Origin of the sequence: Solibacillus cecembensis (assembly GCF_050272495.1) — a bacterium.
In the GTDB taxonomy this organism is placed as follows: domain Bacteria; phylum Bacillota; class Bacilli; order Bacillales_A; family Planococcaceae; genus Solibacillus; species Solibacillus cecembensis.
Map to the genome: position 1 here is coordinate 53385 of NZ_JBNNMF010000015.1, position 17880 is coordinate 71264.

The 17880-nt window shown below is 36.8% G+C and carries 14 protein-coding genes and 1 pseudogene; 3 read left to right on the plus strand and 12 right to left on the minus strand.

Annotated features, from left to right (window positions below; genetic code table 11):
• From ACQKIH_RS14050 to ACQKIH_RS14070, 5 genes are all read right to left on the minus strand, one after another.
• Positions 1-1125, minus strand: coding sequence for an ABC transporter permease (locus ACQKIH_RS14050; protein ID WP_427767025.1), 1125 nt, complete (start codon positions 1123-1125; stop codon positions 1-3).
• The gene (locus tag ACQKIH_RS14055; RefSeq protein ID WP_427767027.1) at positions 1122-2342 is read right to left on the minus strand and encodes an ABC transporter permease; all 1221 of its coding nucleotides are present in this window, start codon (positions 2340-2342) and stop codon (positions 1122-1124) included. Before ACQKIH_RS14055 ends, ACQKIH_RS14050 begins: the two co-directional genes overlap by 4 nt.
• Positions 2343-2354: 12 nt before the next feature.
• Positions 2355-3860 carry a hypothetical protein gene (locus tag ACQKIH_RS14060; RefSeq protein WP_427767029.1) on the minus strand — a complete coding sequence of 502 codons (1506 nt, stop codon included), beginning with the start codon at positions 3858-3860 and terminating at the stop codon, positions 2355-2357.
• 224 nt (positions 3861-4084) lie between these two features.
• Positions 4085-4831: an SDR family NAD(P)-dependent oxidoreductase gene (locus ACQKIH_RS14065; protein WP_427767031.1), complete on the minus strand. Its 747-nt coding sequence runs from the start codon at positions 4829-4831 to the stop codon at positions 4085-4087.
• 214 nt (positions 4832-5045) lie between these two features.
• Positions 5046-5489, minus strand: coding sequence for an RrF2 family transcriptional regulator (locus ACQKIH_RS14070; RefSeq protein WP_169793437.1), 444 nt, complete (start codon positions 5487-5489; stop codon positions 5046-5048).
• A 220-nt stretch (positions 5490-5709) separates the two neighbouring features.
• Between ACQKIH_RS14070 and hmpA the strand changes: the two genes are divergently transcribed.
• A complete protein-coding gene (gene hmpA / locus ACQKIH_RS14075) occupies positions 5710-6870 on the plus strand; it encodes an NO-inducible flavohemoprotein (protein WP_427767034.1) in 1161 nt (386 codons plus the stop codon).
• A 70-nt stretch (positions 6871-6940) separates the two neighbouring features.
• On the opposite strand, the gene ACQKIH_RS14080 is transcribed toward hmpA, so the two are convergent.
• The 4 genes and pseudogenes from ACQKIH_RS14080 to ACQKIH_RS14095 form a co-directional block, all read right to left on the minus strand.
• Positions 6941-7489 carry a GNAT family N-acetyltransferase gene (locus ACQKIH_RS14080; protein WP_427767037.1) on the minus strand — a complete coding sequence of 183 codons (549 nt, stop codon included), beginning with the start codon at positions 7487-7489 and terminating at the stop codon, positions 6941-6943.
• Positions 7490-7657: 168 nt separating this feature from the next.
• Complete coding sequence (locus tag ACQKIH_RS14085) at positions 7658-8161, minus strand: hypothetical protein (RefSeq protein ID WP_427767040.1); 504 nt, start codon at positions 8159-8161, stop codon at positions 7658-7660.
• A 469-nt stretch (positions 8162-8630) separates the two neighbouring features.
• Positions 8631-9119, minus strand: coding sequence for a 2,4'-dihydroxyacetophenone dioxygenase family protein (locus ACQKIH_RS14090; protein ID WP_057985051.1), 489 nt, complete (start codon positions 9117-9119; stop codon positions 8631-8633).
• Between the two features lie 180 nt (positions 9120-9299).
• Positions 9300-10799, minus strand: a pseudogene (locus ACQKIH_RS14095) (long-chain-fatty-acid--CoA ligase).
• A 196-nt stretch (positions 10800-10995) separates the two neighbouring features.
• Here ACQKIH_RS14095 and ACQKIH_RS14100 point away from each other — a divergent pair.
• Complete coding sequence (locus ACQKIH_RS14100) at positions 10996-11901, plus strand: LysR family transcriptional regulator (protein ID WP_427767044.1); 906 nt, start codon at positions 10996-10998, stop codon at positions 11899-11901.
• Positions 11902-12026: 125 nt separating this feature from the next.
• Here the strand turns inward: ACQKIH_RS14100 and ACQKIH_RS14105 are convergent, their stop codons facing one another.
• Complete coding sequence (locus ACQKIH_RS14105; protein ID WP_427767046.1) at positions 12027-12347, minus strand: winged helix-turn-helix transcriptional regulator; 321 nt, start codon at positions 12345-12347, stop codon at positions 12027-12029.
• A gap of 458 nt (positions 12348-12805) precedes the next feature.
• Here ACQKIH_RS14105 and ACQKIH_RS14110 point away from each other — a divergent pair, with 458 nt between their 5' ends.
• Positions 12806-14071 (plus strand): MFS transporter, encoded by a 1266-nt coding sequence (locus tag ACQKIH_RS14110; RefSeq protein ID WP_427767049.1) that lies wholly within the window; start codon positions 12806-12808, stop codon positions 14069-14071.
• 349 nt (positions 14072-14420) lie between these two features.
• Here ACQKIH_RS14110 and ACQKIH_RS14115 read toward each other — a convergent pair whose 3' ends face one another.
• Both ACQKIH_RS14115 and ACQKIH_RS14120 read right to left on the minus strand, forming a co-directional pair.
• Positions 14421-16481 (minus strand): catalase, encoded by a 2061-nt coding sequence (locus ACQKIH_RS14115; protein ID WP_427767052.1) that lies wholly within the window; start codon positions 16479-16481, stop codon positions 14421-14423.
• 189 nt (positions 16482-16670) lie between these two features.
• Positions 16671-17876 (minus strand): MFS transporter, encoded by a 1206-nt coding sequence (locus tag ACQKIH_RS14120; protein ID WP_427767054.1) that lies wholly within the window; start codon positions 17874-17876, stop codon positions 16671-16673.
• Positions 17877-17880 lie beyond the last annotated feature (4 nt).

The following is a 17880-nucleotide window of genomic DNA, read 5'->3' on the forward strand; positions in this document are numbered from 1 at the left end:
TCAAGCAAATCGGTTCGACTCCTTTCGATACACATACATGCATATGAGCACTATGAAAACACTCCAAACGAGCGAAACATCCCATTGTAATAGTGCATAAACGGGACTCAGTTCACTCATTATAGGCCATTTCGCAAAGAACCTTTCCATTGGGATAAATGCACCACCAAGAAGTGCAAGTAGTAGCGCAAGTATTGGAGTGATGAAATAATAGCTCAACACCTGTTTTAAATGAACAGCGACGAAAAAAGCTAACGCAACACAACTCAATCGGAAAACGACAATCGCTAAAACTTGCGACCATATAAATTGCGTTTCAATTATTCGATACGTCAAAAAATCAATAACAAGCATAACGAGTAAATAAACAGCTAGCGTACTGAAAAAATACGTGATGTATGAAATTTTACTTTGCAACCAGCGCACAACGACTGGATGATTCGATTCTTTTATGACCCAATCGAATAAATAGAAGGTTGAAATGAGTGTGAAAAATGCCCAAATGCCCCATGAAGCCAGTAAATTGGGTTTTTCGGTAGGGGTAGAAGATTCATTTTCATTATAATAGGAAAAATCCACCGTTAATAATTCATAGCGTTCCTCACGCTTTTGCCCTTGTGCTACGATTTCATCGAATGACCACTCGATATCACTGTCATATTTGTTTAATAAGTTTTTCACTTCATGCGCTGCTTTTGCTTGTGTCGCCTTGCGTTGTGCAAGAGAACTAATATTTTCTTTAACTGCAAAGTAAAAATACGAACGGTTCGTTGAATAGGCCTCGATCAACTGGTTGCGTTTATTATTTCGCAATTGCATTTCAAAATTGTGCTTGATAATAAATACACTATCCAGCTGATTTTTCTCTAATGCATAGAGCGCTTTTTGTTTGCTCATTAATTGTATGGCTAAAAGGTCCATTTGCTGTAGTTCTTGTATGAATGCTTGAGATAACTCACTATTATCTTCATCCACAATCGCGATGGGTATTTGCGCATCCCGGGCCGCAGCATTCCCCCATTGTACGACCACAACCGTTAAAATCAGTGGCATCAATAGCCAAAGTAAAATAGAAACCGACTGCCTTTTCAACAGGAGCATTCTTGTAAAAAGGAATGTTTTCAACGCGCCCACCTCCCCTTTACGTAAATGATGCTACTATACAAAGCGAATGCCAACATGAGCATCAGTCCACTTTTTGTATACGATGCATAATTACGTTCTTCAAAAATAAGATCCGTCAGCCATTTCCAAATGTCGAATGTATAAAAATTCGGGAATAATTGTTGCATGCTATATGGGAAATAAATCGTCGGGAAAACCGCGCCACTTCCTGCAATAAGCACTACACATAATAGGAATGTCATGAGTAATTTCACTTTATCCGAATGGAAAATAACATCGAAAATAGCACATACAACGATCGTTAATAAGATAAGCAAGCTAACAAATAGGAACATTCTTAAGTAATCAAGCGCATAATACTGTATATCCAATTGCAATAGTGCGATAGCAAAAAGGACACTTGAAAGGATAAGCACCGTCATAAATGTCGTGAAAATCCGCGCTGCATGCTCCTGCCAAAATGCAACACCCGCTAATTTCAAGCGCATTTGTAAGCTTTTTGATGTTTGCTTCGATAAAAATACGAACAGCAAAATCGACCAAATGATTGTTAAACTAAATAAAATGGCAATGGAATAATAATGCAATGGGTTTGCAAATGGCTGCAATATCCATTCATATTCGCGTAAAATTTTGCTTTTCCCCATTGTATAAAATGTAAAATCCATTAGGAGCTCCAACTTTAAGCTTTCCAGTTCTTCAGGTGAAATGGATGTATCTTTTGCATAATGATACACCGTCAAAATATTCGCCTGCGCAGATGCAATATAGCGGGCAATTGTTTCTACAAGTTCATTGACGACCATACTTTGCGTTTTTTGCTGTGGATTGCCGAGCACGTGAAGCTTTACAGAAGTGCCTTTATATAAATCCGCGGCAAAATGACTTGGAAAAACAATCGCGGCTGTGCTGTCATTTTGCTCTATCTGCTCTTCCGCTTCTTCCATTGAAAGAAGCTCTGCCTGTATATATGTATTTTCTTTCAAAATCGTTACAATCAATTGTGTTAAAAGCTGACTTTCACTTGAAGTATCTTCATTCACAATGGCAATCGACAATTTTTGCTGTTCACTCTGCACAAAAATTGATGATAGAGCCATGAAGGAAAGTGCGATTATCACCAATGGAAACACGAAAAGAAGAAGCAGCTTCCACCACTTCTTCTTCATTTGTTTCAAGTATTGATGTGTGAAAAATACAAAGTTTTTCATCGTCATCACCTGATTCCTTTAATTGAACAAATTTTCAAATTCCATGGACTTTTCCATTAACCATGTTTCTGATTGATCTAATAATGTTTCGTTAAAATACTGGTCGAACGCCTCTTGGTCCATTTCACCAATATTGATTACGTTGTCACCTGCATCGAATTTCACTTCTTTAATCACTTTTGCCGTTTGGTTGACATTTAAGCCGAATAGCTCGCTCTCATCCATTGCAATGGCAAACTGATGATCCACTGCCATCTGATCCTTTTCATGTGTTGCTTCTCCTGACCAATCCATTGCAAAATTTGAATATTCATCTTTAAATGAAACCTTTCTTGTAAACGTACGTGTATCACCTTTTAATGTTTCATCGCCATTGTATTGCAGGATTGACGCATCACCATCCACTTTGACAGTGATTGTATCTAACGCTTTTTGGTCTTTCCAAGATAAATCACCTGAAATCACCACTTTATCCGTTTGATCGCCCATTTCATATTCAAAAATTTGTTGTGCATCTTCTACTGACTGTTTGCCATCAATGACAACCGTTTCTTCTCCAAATGTCATCTCAAAATGACGTTGAACAATTATATCTTTTTGGTGCCAAATTTCTGAAGTTAAACCATTTGGCATGCTTGAATCTTTCATTCCTTGAATCATTTCGTCAAACATTGTATCCATTTCACCTGAGAAGTCCATATCAAGCGTCGTTACAGCCATGCCCGTACTTTGCTCATACATCGTTTTCAATAATTCATCTAATTTGTCATCTTTTTTCGCTTTTTCTAACACTTTAACGAAAAGGTCTTTCACTTGTTGCTCTGTTAACTTCATTGTAACCTTTTCACCCGTTAACTTTTTCTCACCAACTTTTATTTCTTCCTTTTTACCAACTGTAAAGGCATCTTCAGGAAGTTCCTTATAGAAATACATCAAATATTCCTTTTTCAAATGCTCTGATATTTCGTCTGAATATACAGGGTTTTGCCCTACCATTTGATCGAGTCCTAATGTTTCTTGACCTTCATAGTTTGGATCGGTCATACGCATCACGTTTCCAAAATCTTTGTCATTCAATTGAATAGTATCTTGTAAAAATGGTACTGACACCAATAATTTTTCAGCCGTTAAGTACACGATAAAATCATTTAATTCAATATCCATCACATTTGCATCTAGTTTTGCCTTGATTTCGCCTTTTTTCATATCCGATTGTGTCGTCATTTTTATTGAAGAGTTTTCAATAATATTAAGCATTTGTGGATCTAAAAAGGCAGATAGCTCTTCACCAGGACTCGCTGATAGGTCCATCACATATTCCGTTTTGTCATTTTTCGACTTATCATACCACTCAAATTCGTTGGCATATTTCTGTTGGAAAAGCTCAATTGATTTTTCCATTGTTTTTGTTTCTGCAAGAAAATATTGTTGCTTCGCTGATTTATTAAACATGAAAAAGGCTGTTGCCCCTCCTCCAATTGTAAGCATAGCGACAATAATTCCGATTATAACGCTTTTTTTCATTTCGGTATTTACCTTCTCTCTTTAAGATTATATGTTTGACTTCTTCCCTAAAATACGACTTTTCTAAACTTACATTGGCTTATTACAAGTTTTACAAAGACACCGCTACATTTGAAGAAATGGCTTCTTACACGTGAATGCCTTTACATATTGAAAATTTCCGTTTCAATTAAGTTGGTTACTGCATCATACATACTATGTATCTTTTAAAATTAAATGACCTATTATTTTTTATTAAAAAAACTACTTCCGAAAAATTCCACAACTTTCGGTGCTACTGCATACATTTTGCTCGTTACGCCTAATATACGTGGTAAATTTACTTCGCGCGGCTTCGTTTCGATTGCTTTAACGACTTCACTAGCCACTTTACTTGGCTGGATTAAAAACTTACTAATGGCATCGCGATAGGCATTCGTTGCATCTGCTTTTTGTAAAAATGGTGTATCAATCGGTCCTGGATAAATACCTGTAACAGCAATATTATAATCAGCAAGCTCTAAGCGCAATCCATTGACGAATCCCGTAATCGCATGCTTACTTGCTGCATAAACACTCGCTTTTTTTGTTGCCACTTTCCCCGCTTGAGAGCCGACGAAAATAAAATGCCCCCTGTTGCGCTCCATCATCCGGGGAGCTAAACGTTTAGCTAAATAAATCGGTGCTTTTACATTGAGCTCTAGCATTTGATCCACTTCTTCATCTAGCAGATCAAAAGCGTTTGCAAAATAACCAAGCCCTGCATTTAAAATGGCGACATCAATTGCTGGTAGCACAGCAACGACCCGGTCAATATCATCCGTATTTCGTAAATCTGCTTGAATCGCCACCGCCCCTAGATGTTCTAACGATTTTAGTGCACTCGGATTTCGACCTGTTGCGTAAACGGTATGCCCTTGTGCAATCAATTGCTTCGTCATTTCTAGCCCAATGCCACTCGTTGCTCCTGTAATAAAAATTGTTTTTTTCAATTTTTCACCACCTATTCTTTCACTACTTCTATTTTATCGAACTTCACTTTATGTTAACAGAGTAAATTTTTATCCAAATATAGCCCATATGTGAAATTTTAGCAAAAATTCACGATTTTACAATAATATTTTAACCGATATACCTATCCTCTATTTTAATATGAAGTATTTCATTTCACATGCAAAAAAAACTAGTAAACTTATTATCCGTTTACTAGTTTCTCGTTATGCCAAATAATTCAGCGAGCGCATCTTTTGTTGTGATGACATCTGCAAGTGTGTAGGAATCTAACACCGCAATATAAGCCTGTAATGCTTGATACAAGGCACCTTTTAGCTGACATTCTGCAGAAATTTTACATAAGTTACTTTCTGGATTAAAGCATTCCACGATATGAAAGTCTTCTTCTGTTTTCCTTACGACCCCGCCAATGTTTATTTCTTCAGGAGCCATTGCTAATCGAATTCCACCTCCGCGTCCGCGAATCGTTTCAATATAGCCATGCTGCCCTAAATCATATGTCACTTTCATTAAATGATTTTTTGAAATTTGATAGGCATCTGCAATTTCTTGTATCGTTGCTAAATGTTCTTGACCTCGAACGCCTAAATACATGAGCGTTCGTAGAGAATAATCCGTATATACCGTTAAGCGCACGTTTTCCACCAGCTTTCTATTTATTAGTATAACATTTTCTTTAGAAAGTTCGACTACAAGCGCTTAATTTTAAAGAAGTATTTTCAATATAGCTTTGTGTCCATTTTGTTAAAGATGTATTTCGTATATATGTTTGTGTCCATTTTGTTAAAGATGCATTTCACATATTGCTTTAAAGTTTAATAAGCCGTATATTGATTTCGAAGGGACGTGTTCAAACATGTTAACAAAACAAACAATTGAAACGATTAAAGCTACTGTACCGGTATTGGAAGTACACGGTGTAGCCATTACAAAAACTTTTTACTCGAACTTATTTAATGATAATCCTCAATTACTGAACATTTTTAACCACACGAACCAAAAGAAAGATCGTCAACAAACTGCATTAGCAAATACAGTTTATGCGGCAGCTGTACACATTGAAAACTTAGAAGCAATCGTACCTGCTGTTGTGCAAATCGCGCACAAGCATGTTAGTTTAGGTATTTTACCTGAGCATTATCCGATTGTTGGAAAATATTTATTAGCAGCCATTAAAGAAGTATTAGGCGACGCTGCAACAGATGAAATTATTGAGGCATGGGGTCAAGCATACGGCGTTATCGCGGATGTATTCATCTCTGTTGAAGAAGATTTATATAAAGCAACTGAAAATGCAGGCGGCTGGCGTTTATTTAAACCGTTTACAATCGCTAAAAAAGTAGTAGAAAGCGATGCGGTTACATCATTCTATTTACAACCTGCCGATGGTGAAAAACTACCTACTTTCACAGCGGGTCAATATATTAGTATTCGCGTACAAGTACCAGGTGAAGAATATTTAATGAACCGTCAATACACAGTTACAGAAGGCACAGAAGAATATTACCGTATTTCTGTAAAACGTGAAGACGATAATGATCCAAACGGTGTTGTTTCGAACTTCTTACATGAATCTGAAGTGGGTACAGCGCTTGAAGTAAGTGCTCCAGCTGGTGTATTTACATTAGTAGATAATGACAATCCTGTATTATTCATTAGCGGTGGTGTAGGTGTTACACCATTACAAAGTATGTTAAATACAATGGAAGGTCGCAAAGCTTCGTTCATTCAATGTGCACGTAACGAAAAAGTAGCGGCATTCAAAGAAACAATCGAAGAAAAAATCACACAATTAGATGGTACGTATAAAGCAGTTTATAGCGATACAGATGGCTTTGTTACAAAAACAATGATCGAACCATTCCTAACTGCGGATTCTGAAGTTTATGTGTGTGGTCCTGCACCATTCATGGAAACTGCTATCGCGCAATTAGTAGAGTTAGGTGTTGCTTCTGAAAAAATCCATTACGAATTTTTCGGACCAGCAATGGCATTACAAATTCCGACAAAAGCTTAATTTCACAGTTTTATATGAAAAAACGTATTCGCATTTTGCCGAATACGTTTTTTTGAGTTTGTGTTTGCATTTATATTTCCTCATTACAATTGATTTTTGGAATTTTCGAATACATCGTGACATCATGCGCCTTATTATTTTGATACATATAGTTTTTCAGCTGGCCTTCTTTTTCAAACCCTTGATTCAACAATAACTGATTGGACGCTTCATTTTCCAGAAAAACAACCGCGCCTATGCGTGTAAGCTTCATTTCCTGCAAGCCGTATTCAACGATTTTCTTTAGTGCTTCGGATGTATAGCCGGTTCTCCAAAAATCAGGATGAACTTCATAACCAACTTCTGCCCTTCTATGCGCAGGTGACCATAAATTAAAACCAATTGTCCCGATTAAACCCGCTTTGCCTTTTATTTCAATCCCCCAACGAATGCCTCTCTTTTCTTGAAAGCTGATTGCAAATGCCTCAATTAACTTTTCAGCTTGCTCTATCGTATCAAATGTTTTCATTCCGTAGTATTTCGTTACTTCATCATTTGAAAAAACATTATAAATATCCGCTGCATCTTCAAGTTCAATTTCCCTTAAATTTAATCGTTCTGTTTGTAAAATTGGAAACATGAGCATCCCCCTCGTCATATGGTCATTTACAATTTTATACCATTTATTCTTAGAGCGGTAGTCTGCGATAAAAAATTCTTCTATTACAACGGGTCCATAATTTCTTTTACATTCAAAAGGCGAAAACCATTTAAATTACAGGTTTTCGCCTTTTTAATAAATTGCAAATTATTTTTGCTTCCTTTTCCTTATAAAAAAAACAACTAATACAGTAATAAAAAGTGTTGCTGAAAAAGCAATTAGTCCCCACTTTTTAAAGTCGATTCCGTTTTCATCGACATGATGTAAAGCCATTCCTACTTTATCACCTAAAAATTCATCTGCTATTTCCGTGTTGTTTGTTGTGGGAGAACAAAGTGGATGAACCCAATTCTCCCCTTCTTTATTAAGGAAATATAAATAATCGGTATTAAGTTGACTTTCTCCCCACATAATATTTTCTTTTACTGTGATAATTTTTTTATCTACGCCTTTGTAACTTTTTTGAACTTTTATTGTTAGGATTTTTTCTTCACTTTTTTCTTTTATTTTTTCTACCGTGCCAATAATAACAGCATCATATTCTTCGTAAGCAATATTTGGTGGAGAAGGCTCTACACACGACAGTGCAAAGCTTTGTTTTGGCATTATAAAAAAAGAGATCAAAAACATAGCAATCATTATTTTTTTCATATGAACTCCCCTTTCTTTATATCTGATACTATTCTTAATTACTAACATTCCACTTTATGTATAAATCCATTCATTTGTATACTTCCACGAAAAATACACGGCTACGTTTAAAACAGGAAATACATACCCAAAATGAGCCTATCCTATTCAATGCTTTACAAACATCACTCTGCCCAGCTTCCTACTGATATATTACTCCAAAACCATGATATACATACAAAAGACTGCCGCTAAGACCCATCCAAGCCTCTTTGACTTTTCCTGATAAAAGGTTACGTTCCTCTATATTTTTTACTCTCCATTTTCTTTACTGCATCATACAGCTACTTTCATCATAAAACACCCCTTCTAATAACGTAAAAATTTGAAGCATTTCCTAATGCAAAAAGTCGATTTCCCCAAAGTATGGAAACCGACTTTTTACAAATATATGTTATTTAATAACTACTTTAAAGTATAAAGCTTCTATTTAATTCGTAAAACCTTGTCCTAAATCTAAAACTTCCAAGTTATGTTCCTCACAATGGTTCAAGTACAGTTGAACGGCTTCTCGCCAATTTAGCATATATATAATTTGACCATTTTCGTCTCTAAATTCAATTGCACCATCAACAATATTCATTAAGATGGCATCTTCCTCTTGATCCTCAGGTACTATTAAAGTGTGTAGAGAAGCTGCTGGCTCATAAACGACGTCTCCTGCCTTCGCAATCCAATCGTGCTCCAAGTATTTCCATTGACCTTGAATTGTATGCACAATAACTAGACCATGATGAACATGAATCGGCAGAGCACTTCCAGGTTTCCCCTTCAAGATTGCAATAAACTGTCCTGTAATCGCGTTTACCTTACACAATTTTGCTTCTGTACCAAAAAAGTCAAACCACGGTAGTGCTTCTACATTTACATAATTTGCATCCATTACACCTTCAAGTTGCTTACTCGTTTGATTACTCATATTCCTCATCCTACTTCCACGTTTAATTTGGTATATATAAATTTGAAATAATACCCGATAGTTGGTTCTAAAAGGTGCAAGGTTTCGATCTCATTTGCCAAAGCGAATCCAGATGCCTTTAGAACATGATTTGGTCATCTAAGGATTAGTAGGGATTGAATCCCCCATCAATGCTTCACATTAATTAGTAGTGAGGACATTATCCCTTAAACTTCTTCGCAAAATTTTTCCGGTTGTGTTTTTCGGAAGCTCTTCCAAAAATTCAATCTCTCTCGGTACTTTATAATTTGCTAGCTTCTGTCGGCAGTATTAGATGACCTCATTTTCCGTAAGTTCAGTCGATTGAGATACAATAAATGCTTTCACCGATTCCCCAAATGTAGGATTCGGTATACCGATCACCGCTGCTTCTATAATATCTGGGTGTTCATACAATACCTCTTCAACTTCCCGGGGATACACATTGTAGCCGCCAGTCAGCACCATATCCTTCTTTCGGTCTATGATAAATATATAGCCCTCTTCATCCATTGTGGCTAAATCGCCTGTATAGAGCCATCCATCTTGAATCGTCGCAGCCGTTTCCTCAGGCATTCCTAAATATCCGACCATCACATTAGGCCCTTTGACAATTAATTCGCCAATTTCACCTCTAGGTACTTCATTTCCGTCAGCATCCACAATTTTGTTAGTCACACCAGGAATGTCTACCCCGACAGATCCGGGCTTTCTTTTACCTTTTATAGGATTGAATGCTGAAACTGGCGAACATTCGGAAAGACCAAAGCCTTCTGCAATTGCTACGTTATATTTCGCCTCAAAGTTTTGCAGGACCTCTAGTGGTAAAGAGGAACCACCTGATATACAAGCACGAATGGATGAAAAACTTGGCACAAGCTCATCGGGTATTTGCAAGAGATAATTGTACATGGTAGGTACACCTGCAAATAAGGTAGCACTTTCATTCGAAATAGCTTTAATGACCTCACTAGGAATGAACTTCGGAACCATTAGTATGGCAGCACCTTTTGCAAGTGGGCCGTTCATACAAACCGTCATACAAAACACATGGAAGATTGGTAAAACGGTTACCATAACATCTTTTTCTGTAATACCAATCAATTCATTAAGAGATTGTGCATTGGATACCATGTTTTTATGAGAAAGCATGGCCCCTTTTGGTTTTCCTGTCGTTCCTGAGGTATACAAAATTACCGCAAGCTCATCGTCGTTAATAACCGTAGGTGATAGGCATCCATCATAAGTAGTCAGTAATTGTTCCATCTCATTTACATAGATCACACTTTCTAGGCAAGGTAAAGTTTCTTGCAAATTAGGGACCATTGACTCTAAAGTGGCATGAGCAATCACTAGTTTTGACTGACTATTTCCCAAGATGTATTCCAGTTCGTTTTCAGTGTAAGTAGGGTTAACCGGAACAACGACCGCTCCTAATCGAAGGACACCGAAATAAGCAATCACAAATTCAGGACAGTTCCCTAATAAAAGAGAAACTTTATCCCCTTTTTGAATGCCCTTCGTCGTTAAAACTTGCGAAAACTGAACTACTTTATGCTGTAGTTCATAATACGTTATACTCGTATCACCAAATATAATGGCCTTTCTTTCCCCAAATTTAGTAGCGCTATTACCTAATAATTCATTAATGTTAAGATTCATTTTATTGCCCCCCTTTGAATGCACTTACTTCCCCTAAATAATATTCAATAACACAATTTATTAAAACGCTTACAAAACAACCCGATTGAATATTCTCAATCTTGTAAATAATGATATAATTGTTTTATAATAAAGTAAATTTAATCTTATTAATGTGTTTGTTAAGTTTTTTTAATGATTGAAAGGATGGATGAAGGTGAAAATTGATCGAATCCAATATGTTTTAGAAGTGGCGAAGTGGAAGTCAATTACTGTAGCGGCCCAAAACTTACATATAACACAATCAGCTATTAGTCAGTCAATTACGGCTGTTGAAGAAGAATTAGGAAATAAAATCTTCATCCGTTCACGAAAAGGAATTGAGTTAACAGCGTTCGGCATAAAAATAATAGAAAAAGCCAAGCATTTAATGTTGACATATGATGGATTAATGGAGGTCGCAAACTCTTGGGGGGATGAACTTTATGGACATTTGAAAGTGGCTACCATACCAGGCACCATGCCTATATTAATAAATGTAGTAACACTCTTAAAAAAGGAACATCCGAATGTCCATATTCAAATTGTAGAAAAAGGTTCTCAAGAAATTGTGAGAGATGTGTTGAATAATCACTGTGATATTGGCCTCATTAATATTTACAAAGACACTAAACATCATGAAGACCTTACTGTTGAAACACTTTTTAATGGGCGTATAAAAGTTTGTTTTAATAATAATTCTATTTTAGCCTTTAAGAAATCACTTCTACCTCAAGATTTTTTGAATCAGACATTTGTCATTTATGATGATGAACCTATTAATTGGTTTATACGAAATTTCGAGGAGCATCATGGGAATTTACACATTCTATTTAAAACCAACAATACAGATGCTATTCGAACAGCCCTCAAAAACGAAATTGGCATAACATTCGCGCTTGATTATTCCCTCGAATATGAACCGACAATTTTAAATGGAGAAACGAATGCGAGGTATTTAGAAAACGTAGATTCAACATTGATTAAATTTTGTCTTATTCAACATAAGAAACAAAAAAGCTCGCCTATTGCACAAGCATTCCTAGAGAAATTTAAATTGGAAATACGACATTGTAAGTACTAACTTTATTTGTACTTCCAATTAACACTTGGCTTTCAGACCAAAAATTCAAAAGTACAATTCACAGGAATAACTTGAATGAATGGAATTCTTTTTCTAACCTAAGAATTCCATTCCGAATTCAACTTTTATAGCCAGTTATCTGCCCAGTTCTCCACCGTTCGAAGGGCAATACCTAATTCATGTCCTTTTCTTGTTAGAGAATACTCTGTACGTATAGGACGGTTTATTATGACATTTCGCAGGACAACTCCAGATTCCTCCAACTCTTTCATTCTCTCTGTTAGCATACGTTTACTTAATTCGGGAATAATAGCGTTAATTTCACTAAATCTTTTCGGTTCTTCCATTAGTGAATGAATGATCAAACACACCCACTTCTTCCCTATCAATTGATAGGCTGTTTCCACTTTGTCACAAACTTTAGATTCATTTAATTGATTAATCAATACTAACAGCTCCTTTTAAGTACACTTATAGTAACCTAGGGATTATTTATCTTCTTCATATTACCATATAATCCTACTTATATGAATCTAGAGTTAATTGATTAATCAAACAAAATACATATTATTGACACATTTAATTATTCGGGCTATTATAGTTCCATATGTTAACTCAAACCTTGATAGTTTAACGTTAAACAATTTAATAGGCGACGATATATGATTTTATTGCATTGCACTTCTTTATTTTTAGTGTGAGCGTTCACAAAATCGTAAATACATTGAGTTTACAAGAAATAACTCTAAAATTTCATAAAAATTTTAGATGTAAATATTATATGCATACTAAGGAGGAAAACAGGAACCATATCAACAAAGAAGTGGTATTGATAAATAACTTAAATACCATTTAGCACTAACAATCGGAATTATATATAAATTAGGGAAAAGAGGATTTTATTATGAGTAAACAAAACAAAAAATTCCATTATGCATGGTTACTACTAATCGCTGTATCGATTATAGTTGCTGTCGGTAAAAATGGTATTTCAACTGCAGGTGGACAATACTTAGCTCCTGTTACTCAAGACTTAGGTATTGGGATGGGTAGCTTAACACTTTACTTTAGTATCGCATCGATCGTTACAATGATTTTCTTACCAATTGCAGGTAAATTAATGGCGAAATATGATATCCGATTAATTTTAATCGTTTCTGTTGCTTTAATGGCAGGTTCATTCGCAATGTTCGGATTTATGAACTCAGTATGGGGCTGGTACTTATTCAGTATCCCAATGGCAATCGGTTCAATTTTCATTACACAAATGGTAGGACCTGTTTTAATTAATAACTGGTTTAAAAAACATAACGGTTTAGCAATCGGTCTTATGGTTGCAATCGGTGGTGTATTTGGTGCAATTATTCAACCAGTAGTTGGTACTTTAATTGCAGATCAAGGATGGAGATTTTCTTATATCGCTTCAGGTATTGCGGTAGCAGTGGTTATTATTCCACTTGTTCTATTATTTATTCGAATGACTCCTTCACAAAAAGGTTTACAACCACTTGGTACGGATGAGGTAGCAACAACTGATAAAACTGCTGCTCCTGAAGAAACAGCTAAAGGTGTAACAGCTGCTGTAGCAAAAAAATCGAGCGCATTCTTTGCTTTATTTGGATTCTTCTTCTTCATTACATCGATTGCGAGCTTCAGTCAGCATTTAGCGCCATTCGCAATTGGTGCTGGTTACGATATTAAATTTGCAGGTACTGCACTTGGTGTAATGCAAATCGGTATTTTAGTTGGTGCTTTATCATTTGGTGTATTAAGTGATAAAATTGGTGCAAAAAACACAGCAATTTTCGCGATGTTAATCGGTTTAATTCCAGTAGGTATTTTCTTAACTGCTCCTGATAACAAAACACTGTTTATGGTAGCGATCGTTATTTTTGGTTTCATCATTTCTTCACTAGGAACAATGGGACCTCTATTAACAACAGCATTATTCGGAAATAAAGAATACAGTCAAATTTATTCTACAGCTGCGATTGGTTTAGCAGTTGCAGGTATCGTAGCATTACCAGGATACGGTTATATTTTCGAATTTACTGGTAGCTATACATTTGTACTGTACGCAATTGGCTTTATGTTAGTTTTAAATGCACTATTAGTATTTGTAGCATTCAATGGTAAAAAGAAATTAGAAAAAGCTGGTTTATGGAAATAATTCACTTCCTATAGTAGTAAGCATATAAATGACAAAAATGTCCGCCTCTCCATTAATTGTGAGGGCGGGCATTTTTTGTGATTATCGCGGTGTAACATATCAATTACGCCAAGGCGTAATTGCGTCCAGATTTTTTCGAGCTCGCTCGAAAAACTTCCCTTAAAAATCTGTGACATCCGCCGGGGCTTGGGTCAACACGATGTTGATCACAAAGGCGTTGTCACAGGACGTGACGGGTTTAGCCTTTGTCCCCCAATTTAGCCAGGGTTTAACACCCCACTGAATAGAGTTGCATTTTTTGGCATTCATCCCCCACTTATAGATGTGGAGGAATACGGCTAAATCAAGATTAATAAATATCTCGATCCCAAAAACGTTGCATGGCAATGGCGTCGACAAATTGTTCTCCAAAATCGGGATTGCCCGTAGCTACTACAATACCCGGTCCAATTTTTGCATTCGATGCTTGTAAAAATGGCATACCTGTTTGTGCAACGCCAATTGGTTTATAATGGCGAAATGCTTGGTTAATATTAATTAATAAATCTTGATTAAATTTCGCTTGATTGTCTGCCCTTACACCGACAATATATAAAGCATCAAACAAGACAGAGTCCGTTGTTAAATAAGTTTCAGTCGCCGTAAATTGGACGCCTTCCCTACTTACTACTGCCCCTATTCGCTCCGCAATAATACTATATCTCACACCGAATTTTTTAAATGTTTTAAGCACATTATTCACTTCTAAAGCATCGAAACCATTGCCAATAAGCACACCGACTTTAAGCGTTTGCGGCAGTTTGATTGTATTCGCTTGACTGAGTGCAGGAGAGGATGCTGTAATTTTTGATTGTTCACCAGTCGGTTTGTTCACGCCTACATTTTTCGCAAGTATGGTCGCCATTTCTTTATCTACATGGACAAACATATCCACAACTTGTTGCCGGACAGATTGACTAGCCACTTTCCCTACTTCGAAACTAAAGGCATTAATAATATGTTGCTTTTCAGGTGGTGACATACTATTCCAAAACAGCCTTGCTTGTGAGAAATGGTCCGCAAAAGATTTACTTCGCGCACGCGTAACATGCCCTTCCACTTTTTCCTCATAATGTACATACCCACCTTCAGCTGCAGTAGATGTCGAAGGGGAATTATTTGCTAGTGAGTTTTTATGATAACTAACCCGACCAACATTAATCGCCTGCCGACTAAAGCCATTGCGCTGATTATTGTGGATTGGGCATACCGGTCGATTAATAGGTATTTCAGCAAAATTAGGCCCACCTAAACGAAGGAGCTGCGTATCAATATATGAAAATAATCGACCTTGTAATAGCGGATCATTTGTAACATCAATACCTGGCACCATATTACCTGGATGGAAAGCCACTTGTTCGGTTTCTGCAAAAACATTGTCAACATTACGATTCAATGTCAACTTCCCTATAATTTTTACAGGTACGACTTCTTCAGGCCAAAGTTTCGTTGGATCTAAAATATCAAAATCAAATTTAAACTCATCTTCCTGCCCAATCATTTGTACACCAAACTCGTACTCTGGAAAATAACCTTGTTCGATTGAATCCCATAAATCGCGCCGTTGAAAATCGGTATCTTTTCCTGCAATCATTTGCGCTTCATCCCACACGAGTGAATGAACGCCTAATACTGGTTTCCAATGGAACTTTACGAATCTTGACTTACCTTTATCATTGATAAAACGGAAAGTATGAACTCCGAAACCTTCCATCATTCGGTAATTTTTAGGAATCGCCCGGTCCGACATTTGCCACATGACCATAGCAGCGCTTTCCTGATTATTCGCGACAAAATCCCAGAACGTATCATGTGCGGTAGCTGCTTGTGGCATGTCATTATTAGGCTCTGGCTTCGCGGCATGAATTAAATCAGGAAACTTCATCGCATCTTGTATGAAGAATATTGGAATATTGTTTCCAACTAAATCATAATTCCCTTCTTCTGTATAAAACTTTACAGCAAATCCTCGCACATCTCGTGCTGTATCGATCGAGCCAGAACTCCCAACAACATTAGAAAATCGTAAAAAGACAGGCGTTTTTGACCCTGCTTTTTGTAAAAATCCTGCTTTTGTATATTCTTTCATAGATTCATACAATACAAATTCCCCGTGTGCTGCATAACCTCTTGCATGCACGACACGCTCTGGAATCCGCTCATGGTCAAAATGTGTCATCTTCTCCCGTAAGTGAAAATCCTCCATTAATGTTGGACCCCGAACTCCTGCTTTTAACGAATCCTCATCATTTGAAACTTTTACACCTTGATTTGTCGTCATCTTTTTCCCATCATTATTTACAAGAAATTGCTCAAGCTGTTGTTCTTTAGCATCCGCATCTTTTCCCCGATTAGACCAAGATTTGTCCACGAAATCCCCTTTCCTTACTTAACGATTTTTACTTCACATATGTTCCATATACACTATATGTTTTGCGGATCGAAAAATACTAAGGGAATTTTTCAATGCTATCTAAATGATGTATACTGTGACAAACTTCTTACGTTTCGTTACTACAGCCCGCGCGTAAGACCTTCACAAAAGCTTACCCTATTCATTTTATTCAGTTGATAGTTGAATTTGATCCATATTCCTAGCTATATGCCAGTATAAATAAATCGCAAGTAACAGTGCGATGAGCGCAAATAGGACCGTTACATGCTGCAAAGAATACCACTCTGCAAACATTCCCAATAACAATGTGAAGATAATTTGAGCAACGCTTTGAAGTAAATTTAAAGAACTACCAAAACGTCCCATGAGTGTAGGTGGAATTGTTTTTTGATAAATGGTCGCGTAGCCCGAATTGCTAAATGCCATGAAAAAGCCGAGCGCAATAAAGCTGATGATTGCGAAAATCAAGGTCGGTGACGCATAAAATAGCGTATAGCTTAAAATCGTTAATAGAAAGCCTAATCCGGTATAAGTTTTTAACGATAGTTTATTTACGAGCGCCGTTGCAGCGATTCCTCCAACAATGGCTCCCACACCTGCGACACTTACAACAATGCCGTACATTGTATCAGATGTGACCAGTACATCTTTTAAAAAGGTCATTTCCTGCGAATCAAGTGCAAAGGCAATCATTAATGCGCTTGTATAAACAGTTAAAAAAATAAATAGTTCAGGTCGATTTTGAATAAATGCCCACACTTGTTGGAAATCGGTGCGGATCATCTGCCATGAAATCATTTGTCGTTTCATTGCATTGTCTTCCGCAATCGTAGGTAATAAAGAAATAGCCCACGCACATGCGAAAAATGTAAAGCCGTTAACCCACATCGCAACGTTCGTATTACTCACCGCTATAATTGCCCCAGCAAGTGCCGGTCCAATCATGAACGAGCCTGAACTAAGAGTACTGTTTAGTGCATTGAATCGTTGCTTATCGTCATCATTCACAAGCTTTGTGATGACGTACGTACTACTAGGACCAAAGAAGCTGCCCGCGATATTCGCTAAAAAGATAAGTACATAAATAAGCCAAATAGATGTCATAAATGGCATCATACAAACGATGATCCCCCGCACAATATCACTTATAATCATCAATTTCTTTTTATTTTGCCGATCAATAATGGAGCCTGCAAAAATACTACTTATAATACGTGCAATAGGACCCACAATATAAATTCCCGCAACCGCTGCCGGAGAGTTCGTTAAATGCCATACCGATAAATTTAACGCGATTAAGTAAATCCAATTTCCTAAAGTAGAAAATCCGAGTGCCCCTAGCAACACACCGTATTTTTTGAAAAAAGCCATACAT